This is a genomic window from Streptomyces sp. NPDC020192, from assembly GCF_044388685.1.
Taxonomy (GTDB): domain Bacteria; phylum Actinomycetota; class Actinomycetes; order Streptomycetales; family Streptomycetaceae; genus Streptomyces.
The window spans coordinates 22,810-42,974 of record NZ_JBIRXG010000012.1 but is presented as its reverse complement, the minus strand read 5'-3'; the positions used below and the strand labels follow the sequence as shown (position 1 = coordinate 42,974).

Sequence of the window (20,165 nt, the reverse complement as noted above, 5' to 3'; positions counted from 1 at the left end):
CGGAAGGATCTCCGCACCCATGCGCTCCCTCACCCGACGGCTCGCTCCGCTCGGTGCCTCGCTGCTGCTCGCCGCGTCCGGACTGGTCCTCGGCGCCGCCTCGCCCTCGTCCGCGGCCACGTGGTGCCAGACGGACCTGTGCGACGGCCTGGACCCCGCCACCACCGTCTGCCAGAACGACGCGGAGACCGTGCACACCACGTACACCGGTGTCGAACTGCGCTACAGCCCGTACTGCCGCACCGCCTGGGCCCGGGTGAAGAACCCGGTGCCCTTCGACAAGTACGAGGTCATGAACAACCGGTACTTCGGCTACTCCTTCATCCCCACCGGCACGTACACCCAGTGGACGGCCATGGTCCAGGACGCCGATCTCCAGTCCCACGCGTGCCAGTACGACGACCACGGCAACAACCCGATCTGCACGGACTGGTTCTGAACCGTCCCATGGAGTGGAACATGCGTTTCAGCAGCAGGGCCGGCACCGCGGCCGCCTCCCTCACCCTCGCCCTCACCGCGACGGCCGGACTCGCCGTCACCGCGCCGCCGGCTCAGGCGTACGACTGGCAGCACTACTCCATCGACGCCAACTCCCGCCTGCGGAACGGTCCTTCGACCTCCAGCGCCACGCGTGGGATCACCACCCAGGAGCTGGACTTCTGGATCTACTGCTACACCCGCGGCACCTACGTGGACGACGGGCACTACCACACGGACGTCTGGTACAAGGGCAACGTCAAGGACCCCGGTACCAACATCCAGTACTACGACGTCTACTCGTGGGGCGGCAACGTCAACACCCCCTCCGACCCGCCCGCGGGACTGGAGGCCTGCTGATGACGACGCCCACACCCCGCCGCCGCAGCGTCCTCACCGGGGCGATCGCCATCGGCGCCGGCACCCTGATGGCGTCCGGGCTGACCGCCGGGACCGCGCGGGCCGCGAGCGGTCCGACGATCGCCGGGACCGACACCTGGGGTGCCCGGCCGCCCGCGAAGCCGCTCAACGTCATCGGCGGCGCCCCAGACAAGGTCATCGTCCACCACACCGCGACCGACAATGTCACGGACTACTCGCAGGCCCACGCCTACGCGCTGGCCCGCGCGATGCAGACGTACCAGATGGACACCGAGGGCTGGATCGACACCGGACAGCACTTCACGATCAGCCGGGGCGGCTACATCACGGAGGGCCGCCACAGCAGCCTGTCCACGCTCCAGTCGGGTGCGCAGCACGTGGAGTCGGCGCACTGCACGGCGCAGAACACGGTGGCGATCGGCATCGAGAACGAGGGCACGTACAGCACCGTCGATCCGCTCGGCACGCAGTACGCGGCACTCGTGGACCTGATCACCTACATCTGCCGGCAGTACGGGCTGCGCGCCTACCAGGTCTACGGGCACCGGGACTTCAACAACACCGAGTGCCCCGGCGACCGCCTCTACGCGCTCATCCCGCAGATACGCAAGGACGTCGCCGCCCGCATCGGCGGCGATCCGACCGGCCCCGTGTGGCCGGTGCTGGCGAGCGGCTCCACCGGCGAACAGGTGCGGACGCTGCAGTACCTGCTGGTGCAGCGCGGACAGACGCTCACCGTCGACGGCTCCTACGGGCCGGCGACGCAGGCCGCGGTCACCGCCTTCCAGAACACCACGCACGCCGCCGCCGACGGCGTCGCGGGCAACCAGACCTGGAGCCAGGCGGTGGCGCCGCTGGCCACCGGCGCCTCGGGCAGCGCCGTGAAGGCGGTGCAGAGCCAGCTCACCGCGCACGGCATCGCCACCACGGTGGACGGCACCTTCGGGCCCGCCACCGCGGCCGGGGTGACGTCCTTCCAGTCCTCGGCGGGCCTGCCCTCCGACGGCGTCGTGGACGCCCGGACCTGGAGCCGCCTGGTGGCCTAGAGTCCGGCGCAGACGCACGAGATGCCCCCGCGGATCCGGTTCTGCGGGGGCACCCTCATGTCGTCGTGCGACGGGCCGCTTACGCCACGCCGTCCTGCCACCACCAGAAGCCGGACCCGTAGTCCGGGTGCTCGATCCGGCTGTCCACGTGCTGCCAGGACACGGTGTACGTCTCCAGGCCGGAGAAGCCGCACGTCTCGGCTATCCGGTACACCTGCAGCGTGGAGTGGCCGGAGACGGCGAGATCGGCGGCGACACCGTAGACGTGCATCGAGTTGGACGCGCCGCCCACCGAGGAGTTGTACGCGACGCTGCGGAAGCCGGAGTTGATGGTGACCGGGCTGTTGCCGGCCTTCTTGCGCAGGGCCTCCAGCTTGTACATGGTCCGCCGTACGTTCTCCTTCACCTCGCTCGCGCCGACCTTGCCGCCGCTGAAGCCGGAGCCGTCGTGGCTGGTGAACTCCGAGAAGTCGAAGTGCGCGGTCGAACCGTCGGACTTCTCCAGGCCGTTGAGCACGGAGAAGGTCTGCGGCCCGGCGACGCCGTCCGCCGACAGCCCGTACGCCGACTGGAAGCGCCGGAGCGCCGCGTCGGTGCCCGGCCCGAACGAGCCGTCGACGGCCACGTAGGTCTGCGACGCAGAGTCGGCGGCCCAGCCCGCGATCCGGATCTGCAGTTCGGCGACGTCGCTGCCGGAGGAACCCTGCGAGAGGTTGCCGCCCCAGCTGTAGGCGGAGGCCTGGCCGGCCAGGCCGAGGTCGGCGACGACGGCGAGTGAGGCCGCCGCGGCGACGGCGCCGGTGCCGAGGCGGAGGAAGCCACGGCGGTCGAGGGAGGAATCGGTCACGTCACGCTCCTGAGCGAGAGGCGGGAAACGTTCACCAGCGTGGTCCGTGGGCCACCGTCCCACCAGGGTTCGCGGGATCCCAGAGACGTCTGGGACATCCCGTGACGCACATCACCGGCCAGCCGTCGAGGGCGGCTCGAGGGATGACCGCAAAATGCTCATGACCGGGGGACGACCAGGGGGGATTCCGTGACCATGACGGACAGGGGCGCGAGCGAGGCGCCCATCGATGCGAGAGAACGACTGCTCGCCGAGATGCGCAGGCTGAAGGACGCTTCCGGGCTCAGCTACGGGCGCCTCGCCGGCCGTACTCATTACAGCCGCTCGTCCTGGGAGCGGTTCCTGAACGGCAAGCAACTGCCCACCCGGGTCGCGGTGGAGCAACTGGCCGCCGCCGTGGGCAAGGAGCCAGCCTCGCTGCTCGCCTACTGGGACGCCCTCGACACCACGTCCCGCGAGCTGGCCGAGACACCGCGGGACACGCCTTCGGCCCCCAACGACAGCCAGGAGACCGGTACTCCCGGCAGCACCGGGGTGAGCCGGGGCAACACCGGCGTGCTGCTGCGCCGGCTCCTGCCCCTGTGCTACGTCGTCTTCGGCGCCGTCCTGGGCGCGCTGGGCGCGGTCCTGCTCATGGACCACGGCCAGTCGGCCGCCGCCGCGCCCCGGACGCTCCCGTCCCGCGCGGTCGGCGCCGATGTCACGGCCGCCGCCCCGAAGCCCGGCTGCCGGGGCGACAGTTGTCTCGAGGGGGAACCCCAGGCCAGGAACTGCCAGTGGGACGCCGTCACCGCCCGCGAGACCTGGCTGAGGGGACTTCAGATCCAGCTCCGCTACAGCGCCCGCTGCAAGGCCGTCTGGGGCCGCGTGGAGAACGGCACCGTCGGCGACGCCGTCTCCATCACCGACCGCTGGGGCCGCACCGAGGACTCCACCGTCCGTGTCGGCACCGACACCTACACCCGCATGCTCTCCACCGCCGACGCACCGGCCTCCACCATCACCATCTGCGGCAAGATACCCAGCCAGCACGAGCAGGAGTGCGCGCCGGACACCAAGCCGCCCGCGCCCTGACCTCGGCTACCACCTGAGGATCATCGTCTCGTCCGCCGGAGCGGGTTCCTGTCCCGCGACCGCCTCCGGCAGCGGCGACGCCAGCCGTGCGTAGACCCCGCCCCTCGCGAGCAGTTCCTCGTGCGTCCCCGTCTCCACCAGCCGGCCGCGCTCCACGACCAGGATGCGGTCGGCGTCGGGGGCGAGCGACAGATCGTGGGTGATCATGATCGTCGTACGGCCGGACACCAGGCGGCGCAGCGGCTGCACGACCTGGCGGGCCGCCACCGCGTCCAGACCGGCCGTCGGCTCGTCCAGGACGAGGACCGGGGACGTGCGCAGCATCGCGCGGGCGATGGCGACGCGCTGGAGCTGACCGCCGGAGAGGGCGGCGGTGCCGGGGGCGATGTGCGTGTCGTAGCCGTCGGGGAGCGCGGTGATGAACTCGTGCGCCGCCGCGTCCCTCGCCGCCCGCTCGATCTCGGCCTCGCTCGCACCGGGACGGCCGCAGGCGATGTTCTCGCGGACGGTGCCGTTCAGAATCAGCGTCCGCTGGGGCAGCAGGGTGATCTGCTCGCGCAGGAAACGCAGGGGTACGTCGGTGAGGGGGACGCCGTCCAGGGTGATCGCGCCGGCGGAGGGGTCGTAGAAGCGGGTGAGGAGGGCGGCGAGGGTGGACTTGCCGGCGCCGCTCGGGCCAGTGACCACGATCAACTCGCCGGGATGCGCGGTGAGTTCGATGTTCCGGAGGGAGGCGCGGGGGGAGCCCGGGTAGCGGAAGGAGACCCGGTGGAAGGCGAGCCGTCCGCATACCGGCCAGGCCGGGACGGGGGCGGTGGGGTCAGCCGATGACCGTGAGCACGCACAGCGTCTCGACGACCTCGACGCACTGCTCGTACATCTCGCTCAGCCGCGCCCCGCGCACGCTCGCCCGCAGCCAGGCGCGGGCCTCGCGGTCGAGCCGCCTCTCCTCGTCCCGCTGCCGGTTGTACGCCTGCGTGAGCACGATGTTGCCGAGCGACTCCTCGACGACCGAGGTGATCGCGCCGTCCGCGACCCGGCCGTCCCGGGACGCCTCGGCGATACGGCCGGAGAAGCGGCGGGCGGCGAGCAGGAACAGGGGCGCGAGGACGAAGGTGGCCAGCGCCAGGTCCCAGCGCAGCCAGCAGGCGGCGGTGGCGTAGAAGACGGCCGAGAAGGCCGCGGACACGGCTCCTACGATGCCGGAGACCACCGGCTGCTCGATGGACTCGACGTCTCCGGTGAGCCGTTCGACCAGGTCACCCTGACGGTGGCGCTGGAAGAAGTGCGGGGGCAGGTCCTGGACGTGCCGGAAGACGGATGCCCGTACGCGCAGGACGAATCTCTCCGCCGTCCAGGTGGCCAGGGAGTTGCCCAGATACCCGACGAGCGCGGCGAGCGCGGCCACGCCCAGCCAGGCGCCGGCCGGTCCCCAGAAGGCGGCGAGCGAACCGGTCTTCAGGGCGTGGTCGGTGAGGCGGGCGAACAGCAGGATCGCGGCGGTCTCGGCGAGCGCGGCCACGATCACGCACGCGACGATCACCCCGAGCCACGTGCGGTCCCCGCGGGTCAGCGGCCAGAACCGGCGGAAGGCCTCGAGGGACTCCCTCGGCATCGGCTACCCCTTCCTTTCCACAGCTGTGGACACAGGCCGAGGCGGGGCCACCGGTACGACCAGGAGCCGGCTTGCAGTGCTGCTTCTTGATGGGGATGATCTTGCGGAAGCTCATGGCTCATCCTTCTCTCTTCGGTGTCGTCCGCACCTTTCGCTTTCGACACGGAAAACATTACGGAATACACGAGCCGGGAAAAGCCAATTCCGATGAGACCTCGGTGAAATGCCCCTGTGGGCAATTCACAGGGGAATTCTGGAACCGCGGAGGTATTCACACATGTTTTATGGCGCGCCGGTGATCCAACCCGTACCCTCGTACGCATGAGCAGCGACGACACCGTACGGGCCTTCCCCGCCCGATCCATCGCGACCCACTCCGCGCTCACCTCCGAGCAGGCCGAGGCCGTGCTCGAACTGCTGGGCGAGGCGGCCCTGACCGACGGGCAGCAGCCGGTGTCCGAGCAGGGGCGGCTGCAGTTGCGCGGGGGCGCCCGGGAGGGCGTCTCGCATCTGCTGCTGACCGTCGACGGCGAACTCGTGGGCTACGCCCAGCTGGAGGACACCGACCCGGTGGAGGCGCCGGCCGCCGAGCTGGTCGTCCACCCCGAGCACCGCGGGCACGGGCACGGGCGGGCGCTCGGCTCCGCCCTGCTCGCCGCCTCCGGCAAGCGGCTGCGGGTGTGGGCGCACGGCGGACACCCCGCCGCCCGGCACCTCGCCCAGGTGCTCGGCCTGACCCTGTTCCGCGAACTGCGCCAGATGCGGCGGTCGTTGGCGGACCTGGAGCTGCCCGGGCCGGGGCTGCCGGAGGGCGTGACCGTGCGCACCTTCAGGCCCGGCAAGGACGACGCGGCCTGGCTCGCGGTGAACGCGGCGGCCTTCGCGCACCACCCCGAGCAGGGCTCACTGACCCAGCGCGACCTGGACGACCGCAAGGCCCAGCCCTGGTTCGATCCGGCCGGGTTCTTCCTCGCCGAACGGCGCGGGGAGCTGATCGGCTTCCACTGGACCAAGGTGCACGCCGAGGAGCAGCTCGGCGAGGTGTACGTGCTCGGGGTACGGCCCGGCGAGCAGGGCGGCGGCCTCGGCAAGGCCCTCACGACGACCGGCCTGCGCCACCTGGCGGCCCAGGGCCTGCCGACGGCGATGCTCTACGTCGACGCCGACAACCAGGCGGCGGTGTCGGTGTACGAGCGGCTGGGGTTCACCACGTACGAGACGGACCTGATGTACCGCACCGAGACCTGACACAACCTCTGGCATACGGGTTCACCAGGGGCGGTCGCCTTGACGGCCGCCCCTTCTTTACACCACTCTTTCACTACTCAATTAGTGAAAGGGTGGTTCGCGCATGGTCGACTACCGCATCGACCGGCACAGCGGGGTCGCCACCTACGTCCAGATCGTCCAGCAGACCAAACAGGCCCTGCGCATGGGCCTGCTGCGCCCGGGAGACCGGCTGCCCACGGCCCGCGAGGTCGTGGAGGCCACCGCGATCAACCCCAACACCGTCCTGAAGGCGTACCGGGAGCTGGAACGCGAGGGACTGGTGGAGGCCCGGCGCGGACTCGGCACCTTCGTACGGCGCTCGCTCGGCGCCGCGACGGCCGACACCGCGCTCCGCGCCGAGCTCGAGGCCTGGGCCGGCCGGGCCCGGGAGGCCGGGCTGGACCGGGACGACGTGGCCGCGCTCTTCACCGCCGTACTCGACAAGCACTTCACGGCAGACCACACATCACTCGACAAGCACGCGCAGGGAGACCCGTCATGACCGACACGGCGCTGAAGGCCGAGGCACTAGGGAAACGGTTCGGCCGTCGGCGGGGAGGCTGGGCGCTGCGGGAGTGCGGTTTCCGGCTGCCCACCGGGCGGGTGTGCGCCGTCGTCGGTCCCAACGGCGCCGGCAAGTCGACGCTGCTCGCCCTCGCCGCCGGGCTGCTCCCGTCCACCGAGGGGCACCTGACGGTGCTGGGCACCAGCCCGGCCGAGGCCCGCCCCCGGGTCGGCTTCGTCGCCCAGGACAAGCCGCTCTACCCACAGCTCACGGTCGCCGAGACCCTCCTCATGGGCGCCGACCTCAACCCCGGACGCTGGGAGGCGGCCGTCGCCGAGCGGATCGTCGCGGGCGGGGACCTCGATCCGAAGGCCCGTGTCCGCTCGCTGTCCGGCGGCCAGCGCACCCGGGTCGCGCTCGCCCTCGCCCTCGGCAAACGGCCCGAACTGCTGCTCCTGGACGAGCCGATGGCCGACCTCGACCCGCTGGCCCGGCACGAGCTGATGGGCACGCTGATGGCGGCGGCCGCCCAGCACGGCACCACGATCGTGATGTCCTCGCACGTGGTCGCCGAGCTCGAGGACTCCTGCGACCACCTGCTGCTCATCGGCGACGGCCGCGTCCGCCTGGCCGGCGAGATCGACGACCTGCGCGCCGCCCACCGCCGGATCACGGGAGCGGCCGACGCCGGTCTCGGCGCGCACACCGTGGTCGAGTCCCGCACCACCGGCCGCCAGCTCACCGCGCTGATCCGCCCGGCCGGACCGCTCACCGGCGACTGGCGCGCCTCCGTGCCCTCCCTGGAGGAACTGGTCCTCGCCCACCTGCGCAATCCGCAGGCCCCCGCCCTGACCACCGCCCCGGCCGTCCCCGAGGAGAGTGCCGCGTGACCGTACTGACCGGACCCGTCACCGCCGTACCGGCCGCCGGGAAGCCGCGCCTGACCCGCTGGGTGCTGCGCCTGCACCGGCCCGCGCTGTACGGCTGGGTCGGCCTGGCCGCCGTACTCGCCGCCCTGTTGATCGCCCTGGCCGGCCCACTCGCCGACGCGGCGGCCGAGGGCTGGCGGCAGTACGACGCCTGCGACTTCCACGACCCGTGCCACTACGACCAGAACGCGATCCTGCGCTACAAGGACTGGTACGACTACACCACCACGACCCTGAACGTGCTGCCCCTCCTGGTGGCCGCCTGGGCGGGTGCCGCGCTGACCGGCCGCGAGCTGGAGTCCGGCACCGCCCGGCTGGCCTGGACCCAGGCCAGCTCCCCGGCCCGCTGGCTCACGGTCCGCCTCGCCGTGCCGGCGCTCGCCGTCGCCGCCGGCACCGGCCTGCTGTTCTGGCTGCACCGGCGGGCGTGGGCCGCCGGCCGGGGCCGTATCGACACCCTCAAGACCTGGTACGACACCTGGACCTTCCACGCCAACGGCCCCACCACCCTCGCCCTGACCCTCGCCGGGCTCGCGGCCGGTGCCCTGGCGGGCCTGCTGTGCCGCCGTACGCTGCCCGCGCTGATCCTCGGCGTGGTGTTCACGTCGGGTGTCTGGGGCCTGGCCCAGCAGCTGATGCCGCACCTGTGGCCGACGGTCACCCGGACGGCCTCCCTCAAGGACGGCTACCCCGGCTCCGGCATCAGCGTCGAGCAGGGCCTGGTCACCCGGACCGGCGCGCATCTGCCGAGCCCCTACTGCTCCTCCGATGCGACGTGCCACGCCGTCTACGCGAAAGCCGTCGGCTACTACAACACCTTCCACCCCTCCTCCCACTACTGGCCGCTCCAGCTCACCACCAGCGCACTGATCCTGGCCGTCACGGGGCTGCTCGTGCTCGCCTGCTTCCTGGTGCTGCGCCGGCTGACGGGTCCGGCCGGGGAGCTCTCCGCACGCAGGGGAACCTCCGCCTGAGCGCTCCGCCGGCACAGCCACGACGGGCCGTCGCCGTACGCGGGCCCGTCGTGGCCGGTCGCTCCCCCCGGGAGCCGCCCCGCGCTATCCCGCACGTCATGTCGCCGTAACCATTGATTCAGCCAGGCTTGCGACCCTCGGCCAATGAAGCCCGTCGTGCCAGAGCCTTCGCCGCCCCCCGAGGGGCCCGCGGAAAACGGGGCCGTGACGCTCCCGCCCGCACGTTCCGACGCGCCCGTGATGCCCGTGACGCGGAAGAATGGGTTTATGAGCCAGTCAGACACCCAGGCAGAGGCCCACCCGTCTCCCACCACCGCCCCTGGTGGAGACCCTTCGGGCCGCGGCGCCAATTCAAACACGCAGCCCCCCGTGGGCTCCCTCGCCGCGCACCGCCCGCGCACCGTCGCCACCGGAGCCGCCTCCGACCTGGCCCCCGACCTCGACGCCGACCTCGACGACTTCGAGGAGGCACCGGTCGACGACACCACCCTGCCGACGGGCCGGTTCCTGGACCGGGAGCGCAGCTGGCTCGCCTTCAACGAGCGGGTCCTGGAGCTGGCCGAGGACCCGAACACACCGCTGCTGGAGCGCGCGAACTTCCTCGCGATCTTCGCCAGCAACCTGGACGAGTTCTTCATGGTCCGGGTGGCCGGTCTGAAGCGTCGTATCGCCACCGGGGTCGCCACCCGGTCCGCGTCCGGACTCCAGCCGCGCGAGGTGCTGGAGATGATCTGGGCCCGCTCGCGCGAGCTCATGGCCCGGCACGCCGCCTGCTACCACGAGGACGTCGCCCCGGCGCTCGCGGAGGAGGGCATACATCTCGTCCGCTGGAACGAGCTGACCGAGAAGGAGCAGGCCCGGCTCTTCACGCTCTTCCGGCACCAGATCTTCCCGGTCCTCACCCCACTGGCCGTGGACCCCGCGCACCCGTTCCCGTACATCTCCGGCCTCTCCCTGAACCTGGCCGTCGTCGTACGCAACCCGGTCAGCGGCCACAAGCACTTCGCGCGCGTGAAGGTGCCGCCGCTGCTGTCCCGCTTCCTGGAGAGCAGCCCCGGCCGGTACGTCCCGGTCGAGGACGTCATCGCCGCGCACCTGGAAGAGCTGTTCCCGGGCATGGAGGTGCTGGAGCACCACGCCTTCCGGCTCACCCGCAACGAGGACCTCGAGGTCGAGGAGGACGACGCCGAGAACCTGCTCCAGGCCCTGGAGAAGGAGCTCATGCGGCGCCGCTTCGGCCCGCCGGTGCGCCTGGAGGTCGAGGAGTCCATCGACCGCGAGGTGCTCGACCTGCTGGTCCGCGAGCTGAAGATCAGCGAGGCCGAGGTCTACCCGCTGCCCGGCCCGCTGGACCTCACCGGCCTCTTCCGCATCCACGGCCTCGACCGGCCGGAGCTGAAGTACCCGAAGTTCGTCGCGGGCACCCACCGTGACCTCGCCGAGGTCGAGTCGGCGTCGCCGCCGGACATCTTCGCCGCCCTGCGCCAGCGGGACGTGCTCCTGCACCACCCGTACGACTCCTTCTCCACGTCCGTGCAGGCCTTCATCGAGCAGGCGGCCGACGACCCGGACGTCCTCGCGATCAAGCAGACCCTGTACCGCACCTCCGGCGACTCCCCGATCGTCAACGCGCTCATCGACGCCGCCGAGGCCGGCAAGCAGGTCCTCGTCCTGGTCGAGATCAAGGCCCGCTTCGACGAGCACGCCAACATCAAGTGGGCGAAGAAGCTGGAGGAGGCCGGCTGCCACGTCGTCTACGGCCTGGTCGGCCTGAAGACGCACTGCAAGCTGTCCCTGGTGGTCCGCCAGGAGGGCGAGACCCTGCGCCGCTACAGCCACGTCGGCACGGGCAACTACCACCCGAAGACCGCCCGCCTGTACGAGGACCTCGGCCTGCTCACGGCCGACCCGCAGGTCGGCGCGGACCTCTCCGACCTGTTCAACCGGCTGTCCGGCTACTCCCGCCGCGAGACCTACCGCCGCCTGCTGGTGGCCCCCAAGTCGCTGCGGGACGGCCTGATCGCGCGGATCAACAAGGAGGCCCAGCACCACCGCGCGGGCCGCCCCGCCTTCATCCGCATCAAGGTCAACTCGATGGTCGACGAGGCCGTCATCGACGCCCTCTACCAGGCCTCGCAGGCGGGCGTGCCGGTCGACGTCTGGGTGCGCGGCATCTGCGCGATCCGCCCCGGCGTCCCAGGCCTGTCGGAGAACATCCGCGTCCGCTCCATACTCGGCCGGTTCCTCGAACACTCGCGGGTGTTCGCGTTCGGCAACGGCGGGGAGCCCGAGGTGTGGATCGGCAGCGCCGACATGATGCACCGCAACCTCGACCGGCGGATCGAGGCCCTGGTCCGTGTCGTCGACCCGGCCCACCGGGCGGCCCTGAACCGGATGCTCGACACCGGCATGTCCGACACGACGGCCTCCTGGCACCTCGGCCCCGACGGCGAGTGGACCCGGCACGCGACCGATGCGGACGGACAGCCCCTGCGCAACGTCCAGGAGATGCTCATAGACGCCCGGAGGCGCCGGCGTGGCACAGCAACACCTTGACCCGACGGACCCCGGGGCGGGCGTGGCAACAGGGGAGGCCCTGGCGGCCTACCTGCGCGCCCGGGCCACGGAGTTCCTTCGCGCCCTGCGCCTGCACCGGGAAACCGGGGGCAACGGTGGGGGTCCCCCCGCGCATGGGGGTCCCCCCGCCCGAGCGAAGTCGAGAGTGGGGGAGCAGTCGAGCGTGGGGGAGAACGGCGCGCAGGAGTCCGTCGACGCGGCACGCCTGCTGCGCCGCTCGGCCCGCCGCATCAGCGGCAGCCTGCACACCTTCCGCCCCCTCCTCGACCCCGACTGGTCCGAGGAGATGCGCCCCGAACTGGCGTGGCTGTCCGGCACGTTGGGGCTTGAGCACGCGTACGAGGCCCGCCTGGAACGGCTGTTGCTGGCGCTGCACCGGTTGTCGGGGACGGCGGTGCTCCCGGTCCAGGCCGTGGATGCCGCGCCGGCCACGGCACCGCTCGGCTCCAGCGGGCCGGCAAGCCCCGCCCCGGAGCGCGGCAACCTCACCGTGGGCGCGGCCAAGGCAGGCGCCCTGCTCGAACGCCAGCTGACCCTGGCAAGGACCCGCGCCCACTCCACGGCCCTGCAAGCCCTGGGCTCCTCGCGCTTTCACGCCGTGGCCGACAAGGTCGCCGTACTCGCCAGTGAAGTCCCCCTCACCCGCACCGCCCCCAGCACCGACCTGCGCCCCCTGGCAGCCGCCGCGGAGGAACGGCTGACCGTGGCCATCGGCGCGCTCCCCCTGGTCACCGCGGGCCACCCGTACAACGCGGAGGCCCTGGTGCACGGCCTGTCCCCGGACCCGTCCCCGCACCCCCAGGACGGCCCCTGGCACCAGGTCCGGCTGCTGCTGCGCCTGCACCGGTACGGCCAGGAGGTGCTGAACGGCGGCAACACGCCCGTGGACGTACGGCTGTTGGCGTCGGGGCAGGCGCTGAACCGGCACCGGGACGCCTCGGAGGCCGCGGCCGCGGCGGCGCAGGCGGCCCGTACCCCGCGCATCGCGCCGGCGACGGCGTACGCGCTCGGGGTGCTCCACGCCGACCAGCGGCACGAGGTGGAGGCGTCCAGGTTCGCGTTCCAGCAGGCCTGGCAGAAGCAGACCGTCAGCGCACCCTGAACGGAGGCGGTGTGAACGACACCTTGGTCCAGGCGGCCGGCTGCGTGCTGTGGCGCCACTCCCCGGTCGCCGGAGACCTGGAGATCTGTCTGGTCCACCGGCCGAAGTACGACGACTGGTCCCACCCCAAGGGCAAGCTCAAGCGGGGTGAGGACCCGCTCGCCGGTGCCCTGCGCGAGGTCGCGGAGGAGACCGGGTACACGGCCGAGCCCGGCGTCGAGCTGCCGACCCTGCGCTATCTGGCCAACGGCCGCCCGAAGCAGGTGCGTTACTGGGCGGCACAGGCGATTTCCGGCCACTTCACGCCGAGCGACGAGGTGGACCGGATCCTGTGGCTCTCCCCCGCGGCCGCCCGCAGCCGGCTCACCCAGCCGCGCGACCGGGACCTGGTGGAAGACGTCCTTCACAGACTGGCGGTGTGAGTCTCCGCGTCCGTACGGGCCTGGCTGCGGGCCCGGCGGGCCGGACCTCTCCAGCCGCAGCTGCAGCGGGCCACGCAGAAGCGGCCCTGGTCCGCCGTAGAAGTGAGATGGTCCTGCCCCTGCCGGACACGCTCCGGCCCCTCGTGCTGCGCCACACCGACAACGTTACCCAGCCCGCGCCCGAAGCGATCCCGCAGTGCGCGGCCGGTCTCCCGTGCGCCCGGTGGCGCGTGACGGCGCCCCCTACCCGTCGTTAACCGGAACGACAGGGGGCCCGTGACGGACGTACCGGCTTGGGGGTAGGCAGGCGATGGAACGGCGGGATCGGCGGGAACAGCGAGATCGGCAGCACAGGCGCGCGGGAACGACGGTCGTCGCGGTCGGCCTCCTGCTCGGGCTCGGCGCGGGAGCCACGGGCTGTTCGGACAGCCGGGCCGCCGCCGACGACGTCAAGGGCGGGGGCGATCCGGTCGCCCTGCTGCGGCGGGCCGCCGACACCCTGGCCGGCGCGGGCAGCTCCAAGGCCACCACCTCCATGGAGATGGCCACCGGCGGCACCCGGGTCACCATCCGCGGCAAGGGGGTCTACGACTACCGGCACCGGCTCGGCCGGCTCACCGTCGTCCTGCCCGAGGACCCGGCCGGCACCGCCGAGCACCAGCCCATCACCGAACTCCTCGCCCCCGGCGCGCTGTTCATGAAGAACCGGGGCGCGGGCGTGCCCGCCGACAAGTGGGTGCGGGTGGACACCGCGACCGTGTCCGACGGCAACCTGGTCACCGGCGGCGCGACCGATCCGTACACGGCGGCCGAGGTGCTGCGCGGGACCCGTACGGCGACGTACGTCGGCCGGACCGAGGTCGGCGGCACCCCCGTACGGCACTACCGGGGCACCGCGGACCTGGCCGGCGCGGCCCGCACTGCCTCCGCCGCCAACCGGGCGCCCCTGGCAGCGGCGGCGAAAGGGTTCGCCACGGCCGAGGTCCTGTTCGATGCCTACCTCGACGACCAGGGCCGCATCCGCAAGCTCAGACAGCGCTTCAGCTTCGTCAACGGCCGGCAGAAGACGCCCGTCGCGGTCGCCTCGACCACGCTGCTGTACGACTTCGGCGCCCCTGCCGACGTGACGCTGCCGCGCCCGCGGGACATCTACGCGGGCCGGATCGCGGAGGACGAGCACTAGGCCGCGTCCTGCTTCGGGCCACCCCGTAAGTAGCCCGTCCGTGCCATGCGCGGTGTGTAGAGCGCTGCCTACTCTAGGAAGTCGGTGACGGCAGAGAAGAGGTGAGGCGGGTGGCTCCGGTCGGCGGCACGGCGGTTCAGGACCACGTGGCCCTCGCCGAGATCGAGCTGTGCGGAGAGCTGATCATCGCGGCCTCGGCCGCCGAGGACCGGCTCAGCCTGGAGAGCATCGACGAGGTGCTGCGGGTCGCGGAAGAGCGCGAGGGCTAGGAGCGCGGCAGCCTAGGAGCGCAGGAGGCGGCCGATCGCCTTCGTCGCCTCGTCCACCTTCGTGTCGATCTCGTCACCGCCCTTGAGGGCCGCGTCGGCCACGCAGTGCCGCAGGTGCTCCTCCAGCAGCTGGAGCGCGAAGGACTGGAGCGCCTTGGTGGAGGCGGAGACCTGGGTGAGTATGTCGATGCAGTACGTGTCCTCGTCGACCATCCGCTGCAGCCCGCGGATCTGCCCCTCGATCCGGCGCAGTCGCTTGAGGTGCTCGTCCTTCTGCTTGTGGTAGCCGTGCGTGGCGCCGGCCTCGGTCGTCGTCATCACAGGCCTCCGTCTCGGGACGAGCTGGGGATACATACCCCTGGTGGGTATATGGTAACGAATTTTGCTGGGTATGGGGCCCTTGGTACGCCCCCGTGCGGACCACTGTGCCTGATGGGCGACACTGGGGGACGGCCCATTAGCCGTGGCCGGATGATGCGCCTAGCATCAGCCTGACCGAAACCGATGCACCCCGAGGACCCCTTGTGCGCTTTCGTCTGACCCCCAGGGAGACGAGCTTCTACGACATGTTCGCCGCATCCGCGGACAACATCGTCACGGGCTCGAAACTCCTGATGGAACTGCTCGGGGCGGACGCACCTGCCCGAGCCGAGATCGCAGAGCGTATGCGGGCCGCGGAACACGCAGGTGACGACGCCACGCACGCGATCTTCCACCAGCTGAACTCCTCGTTCATCACGCCGTTCGACCGCGAGGACATCTACTCCCTCGCCGGATCCCTCGACGACATCATGGACTTCATGGAGGAAGCCGTCGACCTGGTGGTCCTCTACAACATCGAGGAACTGCCGAAGGGCGTCGAGCAGCAGATCGAGGTCCTGGCGCGGGCGGCCGAGCTGACGGCCGAGGCCATGCCCAACCTGCGGACGCTGGACAACCTCACCGAGTACTGGATCGAGGTGAACCGTCTGGAGAACCAGGCGGACCAGATCCACCGCAAGCTGCTGGCCCACCTCTTCAACGGCAAGTACGACGCGATCGAGGTGCTCAAGCTCAAGCAGATCGTGGACGTCCTGGAAGAGGCGGCGGACGCGTTCGAGCACGTGGCGAACACGGTGGAGACCATCGCCGTCAAGGAGTCCTGAGGCGTCGATGGACACCTTCGCCCTCATCGTGACCATCCTGGTCGCGCTCTTCTTCACGTACACGAACGGCTTCCACGACTCGGCGAACGCGATCGCGACATCCGTGTCGACGCGGGCGCTGACCCCGCGGGCGGCCCTCGCCATGGCGGCGGTCATGAACATGGCCGGCGCGTTCTTCGGAACCGGGGTCGCCAAGACGGTCAGCGAAGGCCTGATCGAGACCCCGTCCGGCGGGACGGGGATGGGCATCCTCTTCGCGGCCCTCCTCGGCGCGATCGTCTGGAACCTGACGACCTGGTACTACGGCCTCCCGTCCTCGTCCTCCCACGCGCTGTTCGGCGGCCTGGTGGGAGCGGCCCTGGCGGGCGGTACGGCGGTGCACTGGAACGGGGTGCTGGACAAGATCATCATCCCGATGTTCCTGTCCCCGATGGTCGGCCTGGTCGTCGGCTACCTGGTCATGCTGGCCATCATGTGGATCTTCCGCCGCGCCAACCCGCACAAGGCCAAGCGGGGCTTCCGCATAGCGCAGACGGTTTCGGCTGCCGGGATGGCGCTGGGCCACGGTCTCCAGGACGCGCAGAAGACCATGGGTGTGGTCGTGATGGCCCTGGTGATCTCCGGCCACGAGACGTTCGGCGATCCGATCCCGGTGTGGGTGAAGATCGTGTCCGCGGTGATGCTGTCGCTGGGCACCTACGCGGGCGGCTGGCGCATCATGCGCACCCTCGGCCGCAAGATCATCGAGCTTGACCCGCCGCAGGGCTTCGCCGCGGAGGCCACCGGCGCGTCGATCATGTTCGGTACGGCGTTCCTCTTCAAGGCGCCGATCTCCACGACCCACGTCATCACCTCGGCGATCATGGGCGTCGGCGCGACGAAGCGCGTGAACGCCGTCCGCTGGGGCGTGGCCAAGAACATCGTCCTCGGCTGGTTCATCACGATGCCGGCGGCGGCGGCGGTCGCTGCGCTGGCCTTCGGGGTCGTCAAGCTGACGGCGCTGTAATGCGCTCCCTTCCCACCTGCCCACCCGTCCCGGCCCGCTGAAAAGCCGACCCTCCCACCCCCACCCTCCAGCCGCGGCCCCGTCTCCCGAGAAGGAGACGGGGCCGTGGCCATCTCCCACGGAGGCAGGAGACGACGGGGGCCGGATCAGCGCCGCTCAGCGCGGGGCGTCAGGCCACGTACTGCGGGTAGTAGGTACGCTTCGGGGCGGTCTGCTCGGCGGTGAGTTCCGGCACCGTGAGGCTGCCTGTGACCAACACCTCCCGGCCGACCGAGTCGCCACCCACGCCGGCCTTCCAGCAGACCGAGTCGGGTGGGCGGGTGGGCGAAAAGGGGTGGCCAGGCCGAACGCAGTGGGCCCGCCCCCGGGAGCCGGGGGCGGGCCCTTCTGCGTCCTCGCGGTGGCACCGCCATGCAGCACCGCGAGGGGTCTTGGTACCGGTCAGCCGAAGCGGCCGGAGATGTAGTCCTCCGTCGCCTGGACGGACGGGTTGGAGAAGATCCGCTCGGTGTCGTCGATCTCGATCAGGCGGCCCGGCTGGCCCACGGCCGCCAGGTTGAAGAACGCCGTACGGTCCGAGACACGCGCGGCCTGCTGCATGTTGTGCGTCACGATGACGATCGTGAAGCGCTCCTTCAGCTCGCCGATCAGGTCCTCGATGGCGAGCGTCGAGATCGGGTCAAGGGCCGAGCAGGGCTCGTCCATCAGCAAGACCTTCGGCTCCACCGCGATCGCCCGCGCGATGCACAGACGCTGCTGCTGGCCGCCCGAGAGGCCCGAACCCGGCTTGTTCAGGCGGTCCTTGACCTCGTTCCAGAGGTTCGCGCCCTTCAGGGACTTCTCGACGATGTCGCTCAGTTCCGACTTCTTGAAGTTGCCGTTCAGACGCAGACCCGCCGCCACGTTGTCGAAGATCGACATCGTCGGGAAGGGGTTGGGGCGCTGGAACACCATGCCGACCTCGCGGCGGACGGACACCGGGTCGACGCCGGCGCCGTACAGGTCCTCGTCGTCCAGCAGCACCTTGCCCTCGACGCGGCCACCGGGGGTGACCTCGTGCATGCGGTTCAGCGTGCGCAGGAACGTCGACTTGCCGCAGCCGGAGGGGCCGATGAACGCCGTCACCGAGCGCGGCTCGACGGTCATCGAGATGTCCTCGATCGCCTTGTGGGAGCCGTAGTAGGCGGTCAGTCCGCTTACGTCGATTCGCTTGGCCATTAGTACTTCACTTCCAGTCAGTCGCTGAGGGGGCCGCCGTCAGCGACCGGTCTTCGGGGCCTTCCAGCGGGCGATGCCGCGGGCCACCAGGTTGAGGATCATCACGGAGGCGATCAGCGTGAGCGAAGCGGCCCAGGCGCGGTCGTAGGCCGCGGGGGAACCGGAGCTGTTCGCGTACTGCTGGTAGATGTACAGCGGCAGAGCCTGCTGCGCGCCCGAGAACGGGTTGTTGTTGATGAAGGCGTTGCCCCACACCAGCAGCAGGATCGGCGCGGTCTCGCCCGCGATACGGGCGATCGCCAGCATGATGCCCGTGGTGATGCCGCCGATCGAGGTCGGCAGGACCACCTTCAGGATGGTGCGCCACTTGGGCACGCCGAGCGCCAGGGACGCCTCGCGCAGCTCGTTCGGTACGAGCTTGAGCATCTCCTCCGTGGAGCGGACGACGACCGGCATCATCAGGATGGCCAGGGCCAGCGAGCCGGCGAAGCCGAAGGGCTGCAGGTCGGCCATCAGCATGAGGCTGAGGATGAACAGACCCGCGACGATGGAGGGGATGCCCGTCATCACGTCGACGAAGAAGGTGACCGCGCGGGCGAGGCCGCCACGGCCGTACTCCACCAGGTAGATCGCGGTGAGGACACCGATCGGGGCGCCGATCAGGGTGGCCAGACCGACCTGCTCCAGGCTGCCGATGATGGCGTGGTAGATGCCGCCGCCCGGGTCGGTGTCGGCGACGATGCCCATCGAGTGCGTGAGGAAGTAGGGGTCGAGGACCTTCACACCGCGCTTGGCGGTGGTCCAGATCAGCGACACCAGCGGGACGAGCGCGATCAGGAAGGCCACCCAGACCAGGGAGGTGGCGATGCGGTCCTTGGCCTGCCGCTTGCCCTCGACCACCGTCGAGATGACGAAGGTGCCGACGACGAACAGGATCGCGGCGATCAGACCCCACTGGACCTTGCTGTCCAGTCCGGCGCCCAGGCCGATGCCCACGGCGACCACGACGGAGCCGCCGGCGATCGCCCAGGGCGACCACTTCGGCAGACGTGCGCTGCGCAGGCTGTTGGGCAGCTTGTCGGTGACAAGAGCGGTGCTCATGCGTTGGCCCCCGAGTACTCCTTGCGGCGGGCGATGATCGCGCGGGCCGCGCCGTTGACCAGCAGGGTGATGACGAACAGGACCAGACCGGAGGCGATGAGCGCGTCACGGCCGTCCTGCGTGGCCTCGCCGAACTTGCTGGCGATGTTCTGGGCGAAGGTGCCGCCGCCCGGGTCGAGCAGGCTGGTCTGGATGTCGAAGGTCGGGGAGAGCACGGTGGCGACGGCTATCGTCTCGCCGAGGGCGCGGCCGAGGCCGAGCATGGAGGCGGAGATCACGCCGGAGCGGCCGAAGGGGAGGACCGCCATGCGGATCACTTCCCAGCGCGTGGCGCCGAGGGCCAGCGCGGCCTCCTCGTGCATCTGCGGGACCTGGCGGAAGACCTCGCGGCTCACGTTGGTGATGATCGGCAGGATCATGATCGCGAGCAGGATGCCCACGGTGAGCAGGGAGCGGGGGGCACCGCCCTGCCAGGAGAAGATCCCGGTCCAGCCGAGGTAGTCGTTCAGCCAGCCGAACAGACCGTTCATGTGCGGTACGAGGATCAGGGCGCCCCACAGGCCGTAGACGATGGACGGCACGGCGGCGAGCAGGTCGATCACGTAGGCGACCGGACCGCTCAGCCTGCGCGGGGCGTAGTGCGTGAGGAACAGCGCGATCGCGACCGCGACCGGCACGGCCAGCACCATGGCGATGATCGAGGAGACCACCGTGCCGAAGGCCAGGACCGCGATGCCGAACGACGGCGGGATGACGTTGGTGTTCCACTCGAACGTGGTCAGGAAGTTCGCGTGGTCCTTGCTGATCGCGAGGGACGCGCGGTAGGTGAGGAAGACCGCGATCGCGGCCATGATCACCAGCAGCAGGATGCCCGAGCCACGGGACAGGCCGAGGAAGATGCGGTCACCGGGGCGGGTCGCGCCGCGCGGGGCGCGCCGGTGCCCGGTCTCGGCCGGCTGGGGGGTGGGGGGAGATGCGTCAGTTGTCTTGGTCGATATGTCCATCAGGTTCTCCGGTCTGCGGAG

At 70.9% G+C, this 20,165-nt stretch carries 20 protein-coding genes and 1 pseudogene; 15 read left to right on the top strand and 6 right to left on the bottom strand.

The window, feature by feature from the left end:
- The first annotated feature begins 19 nt into the window (after positions 1–19).
- Genes ACH47Z_RS23125 through ACH47Z_RS23115 form a run of 3 tightly spaced genes read left to right on the top strand, consistent with a single transcriptional unit; the run spans position 20 to position 1,904 of the window.
- Complete coding sequence (locus ACH47Z_RS23125) at positions 20–439, top strand: DUF2690 domain-containing protein (RefSeq protein WP_399076536.1); 420 nt, start codon at positions 20–22, stop codon at positions 437–439.
- 20 nt (positions 440–459) lie between these two features.
- Positions 460–837 (top strand): hypothetical protein, encoded by a 378-nt coding sequence (locus ACH47Z_RS23120; RefSeq protein ID WP_399076534.1) that lies wholly within the window; start codon positions 460–462, stop codon positions 835–837.
- Complete coding sequence (locus ACH47Z_RS23115; protein WP_399076532.1) at positions 837–1,904, top strand: N-acetylmuramoyl-L-alanine amidase; 1,068 nt, start codon at positions 837–839, stop codon at positions 1,902–1,904. The genes ACH47Z_RS23120 and ACH47Z_RS23115 overlap by 1 nt, the downstream gene beginning before the upstream one ends.
- Positions 1,905–1,983: 79 nt before the next feature.
- Here ACH47Z_RS23115 and ACH47Z_RS23110 read toward each other — a convergent pair whose 3' ends face one another.
- The gene (locus tag ACH47Z_RS23110; RefSeq protein ID WP_399076530.1) at positions 1,984–2,751 is read right to left on the bottom strand and encodes a D-Ala-D-Ala carboxypeptidase family metallohydrolase; all 768 of its coding nucleotides are present in this window, start codon (positions 2,749–2,751) and stop codon (positions 1,984–1,986) included.
- 195 nt (positions 2,752–2,946) lie between these two features.
- Here ACH47Z_RS23110 and ACH47Z_RS23105 point away from each other — a divergent pair, with 195 nt between their 5' ends.
- Positions 2,947–3,825: a helix-turn-helix domain-containing protein gene (locus ACH47Z_RS23105; protein ID WP_399076528.1), complete on the top strand. Its 879-nt coding sequence runs from the start codon at positions 2,947–2,949 to the stop codon at positions 3,823–3,825.
- 6 nt (positions 3,826–3,831) lie between these two features.
- On the opposite strand, the pseudogene ACH47Z_RS23100 reads toward ACH47Z_RS23105, so the two are convergent.
- Positions 3,832–5,440, bottom strand: a pseudogene (locus tag ACH47Z_RS23100) (ABC transporter ATP-binding protein).
- A gap of 321 nt (positions 5,441–5,761) precedes the next feature.
- On the opposite strand from ACH47Z_RS23100, the gene mshD reads away from it, so the two are divergent.
- From mshD to ACH47Z_RS23055, 9 genes are all read left to right on the top strand, one after another.
- Positions 5,762–6,688 carry a mycothiol synthase gene (gene mshD, locus ACH47Z_RS23095; RefSeq protein ID WP_399076526.1) on the top strand — a complete coding sequence of 309 codons (927 nt, stop codon included), beginning with the start codon at positions 5,762–5,764 and terminating at the stop codon, positions 6,686–6,688.
- Between the two features lie 103 nt (positions 6,689–6,791).
- Positions 6,792–7,211 (top strand): GntR family transcriptional regulator, encoded by a 420-nt coding sequence (locus tag ACH47Z_RS23090; protein WP_399076524.1) that lies wholly within the window; start codon positions 6,792–6,794, stop codon positions 7,209–7,211.
- Positions 7,208–8,104: an ABC transporter ATP-binding protein gene (locus tag ACH47Z_RS23085; RefSeq protein WP_399076522.1), complete on the top strand. Its 897-nt coding sequence runs from the start codon at positions 7,208–7,210 to the stop codon at positions 8,102–8,104. Before ACH47Z_RS23090 ends, ACH47Z_RS23085 begins: the two co-directional genes overlap by 4 nt.
- On the top strand, positions 8,101–9,117 hold the full coding sequence (locus ACH47Z_RS23080) for an ABC transporter permease (RefSeq protein ID WP_399076520.1): 1,017 nt from the start codon (positions 8,101–8,103) through the stop codon (positions 9,115–9,117). Before ACH47Z_RS23085 ends, ACH47Z_RS23080 begins: the two co-directional genes overlap by 4 nt.
- Positions 9,118–9,261: 144 nt before the next feature.
- Entirely contained in the window at positions 9,262–11,673 is a 2,412-nt protein-coding gene (locus ACH47Z_RS23075; RefSeq protein WP_399076518.1) for an RNA degradosome polyphosphate kinase, read from the top strand.
- Positions 11,654–12,796 (top strand): CHAD domain-containing protein, encoded by a 1,143-nt coding sequence (locus tag ACH47Z_RS23070; RefSeq protein WP_399076516.1) that lies wholly within the window; start codon positions 11,654–11,656, stop codon positions 12,794–12,796. The genes ACH47Z_RS23075 and ACH47Z_RS23070 overlap by 20 nt, the downstream gene beginning before the upstream one ends.
- 11 nt (positions 12,797–12,807) lie before the next feature.
- Positions 12,808–13,218 (top strand): NUDIX hydrolase, encoded by a 411-nt coding sequence (locus ACH47Z_RS23065; protein WP_399076514.1) that lies wholly within the window; start codon positions 12,808–12,810, stop codon positions 13,216–13,218.
- Positions 13,219–13,528: 310 nt separating this feature from the next.
- The gene (locus tag ACH47Z_RS23060) at positions 13,529–14,401 is read left to right on the top strand and encodes a hypothetical protein (RefSeq protein ID WP_399076512.1); all 873 of its coding nucleotides are present in this window, start codon (positions 13,529–13,531) and stop codon (positions 14,399–14,401) included.
- Between the two features lie 110 nt (positions 14,402–14,511).
- On the top strand, positions 14,512–14,670 hold the full coding sequence (locus tag ACH47Z_RS23055; protein ID WP_399077048.1) for a hypothetical protein: 159 nt from the start codon (positions 14,512–14,514) through the stop codon (positions 14,668–14,670).
- 12 nt (positions 14,671–14,682) lie between these two features.
- On the opposite strand, the gene ACH47Z_RS23050 is transcribed toward ACH47Z_RS23055, so the two are convergent.
- Positions 14,683–14,988: a metal-sensitive transcriptional regulator gene (locus ACH47Z_RS23050; protein ID WP_208900074.1), complete on the bottom strand. Its 306-nt coding sequence runs from the start codon at positions 14,986–14,988 to the stop codon at positions 14,683–14,685.
- Between the two features lie 206 nt (positions 14,989–15,194).
- Here ACH47Z_RS23050 and ACH47Z_RS23045 point away from each other — a divergent pair, with 206 nt between their 5' ends.
- Both ACH47Z_RS23045 and ACH47Z_RS23040 read left to right on the top strand, forming a co-directional pair.
- Positions 15,195–15,815: a DUF47 family protein gene (locus ACH47Z_RS23045; RefSeq protein ID WP_365718149.1), complete on the top strand. Its 621-nt coding sequence runs from the start codon at positions 15,195–15,197 to the stop codon at positions 15,813–15,815.
- A 7-nt stretch (positions 15,816–15,822) separates the two neighbouring features.
- On the top strand, positions 15,823–16,821 hold the full coding sequence (locus tag ACH47Z_RS23040; protein WP_399076509.1) for an anion permease: 999 nt from the start codon (positions 15,823–15,825) through the stop codon (positions 16,819–16,821).
- 441 nt (positions 16,822–17,262) lie between these two features.
- Here the strand turns inward: ACH47Z_RS23040 and pstB are convergent, their stop codons facing one another.
- The 3 genes from pstB to pstC are packed head-to-tail and all read right to left on the bottom strand — an operon-like array spanning position 17,263 to position 20,144.
- The gene (gene pstB, locus ACH47Z_RS23035; RefSeq protein WP_399076507.1) at positions 17,263–18,039 is read right to left on the bottom strand and encodes a phosphate ABC transporter ATP-binding protein PstB; all 777 of its coding nucleotides are present in this window, start codon (positions 18,037–18,039) and stop codon (positions 17,263–17,265) included.
- Between the two features lie 39 nt (positions 18,040–18,078).
- Positions 18,079–19,140, bottom strand: a complete 1,062-nt coding sequence (gene pstA / locus ACH47Z_RS23030; RefSeq protein WP_399076505.1) for a phosphate ABC transporter permease PstA — start codon at positions 19,138–19,140, stop codon at positions 18,079–18,081.
- A complete protein-coding gene (gene pstC, locus ACH47Z_RS23025; RefSeq protein WP_399076503.1) occupies positions 19,137–20,144 on the bottom strand; it encodes a phosphate ABC transporter permease subunit PstC in 1,008 nt (335 codons plus the stop codon). Before pstC ends, pstA begins: the two co-directional genes overlap by 4 nt.
- Positions 20,145–20,165 lie beyond the last annotated feature (21 nt).

Coding starts and splice junctions, on each gene's coding strand:
- ACH47Z_RS23125 (WP_399076536.1), top strand. CDS start 20: ATGCGCTCCCTCACCCGACGGCTCGCTCCGCTCGGTGCCTCGCTGCTG.
- ACH47Z_RS23120 (WP_399076534.1), top strand. CDS start 460: ATGCGTTTCAGCAGCAGGGCCGGCACCGCGGCCGCCTCCCTCACCCTC.
- ACH47Z_RS23115 (WP_399076532.1), top strand. CDS start 837: ATGACGACGCCCACACCCCGCCGCCGCAGCGTCCTCACCGGGGCGATC.
- ACH47Z_RS23105 (WP_399076528.1), top strand. CDS start 2,947: ATGACGGACAGGGGCGCGAGCGAGGCGCCCATCGATGCGAGAGAACGA.
- mshD (WP_399076526.1), top strand. CDS start 5,762: ATGAGCAGCGACGACACCGTACGGGCCTTCCCCGCCCGATCCATCGCG.
- ACH47Z_RS23090 (WP_399076524.1), top strand. CDS start 6,792: ATGGTCGACTACCGCATCGACCGGCACAGCGGGGTCGCCACCTACGTC.
- ACH47Z_RS23085 (WP_399076522.1), top strand. CDS start 7,208: ATGACCGACACGGCGCTGAAGGCCGAGGCACTAGGGAAACGGTTCGGC.
- ACH47Z_RS23075 (WP_399076518.1), top strand. CDS start 9,262: ATGAAGCCCGTCGTGCCAGAGCCTTCGCCGCCCCCCGAGGGGCCCGCG.
- ACH47Z_RS23060 (WP_399076512.1), top strand. CDS start 13,529: ATGGAACGGCGGGATCGGCGGGAACAGCGAGATCGGCAGCACAGGCGC.
- ACH47Z_RS23050 (WP_208900074.1), bottom strand. CDS start 14,988: ATGACGACGACCGAGGCCGGCGCCACGCACGGCTACCACAAGCAGAAG.
- ACH47Z_RS23040 (WP_399076509.1), top strand. CDS start 15,823: ATGGACACCTTCGCCCTCATCGTGACCATCCTGGTCGCGCTCTTCTTC.
- pstB (WP_399076507.1), bottom strand. CDS start 18,039: ATGGCCAAGCGAATCGACGTAAGCGGACTGACCGCCTACTACGGCTCC.
- pstA (WP_399076505.1), bottom strand. CDS start 19,140: ATGAGCACCGCTCTTGTCACCGACAAGCTGCCCAACAGCCTGCGCAGC.
- pstC (WP_399076503.1), bottom strand. CDS start 20,144: ATGGACATATCGACCAAGACAACTGACGCATCTCCCCCCACCCCCCAG.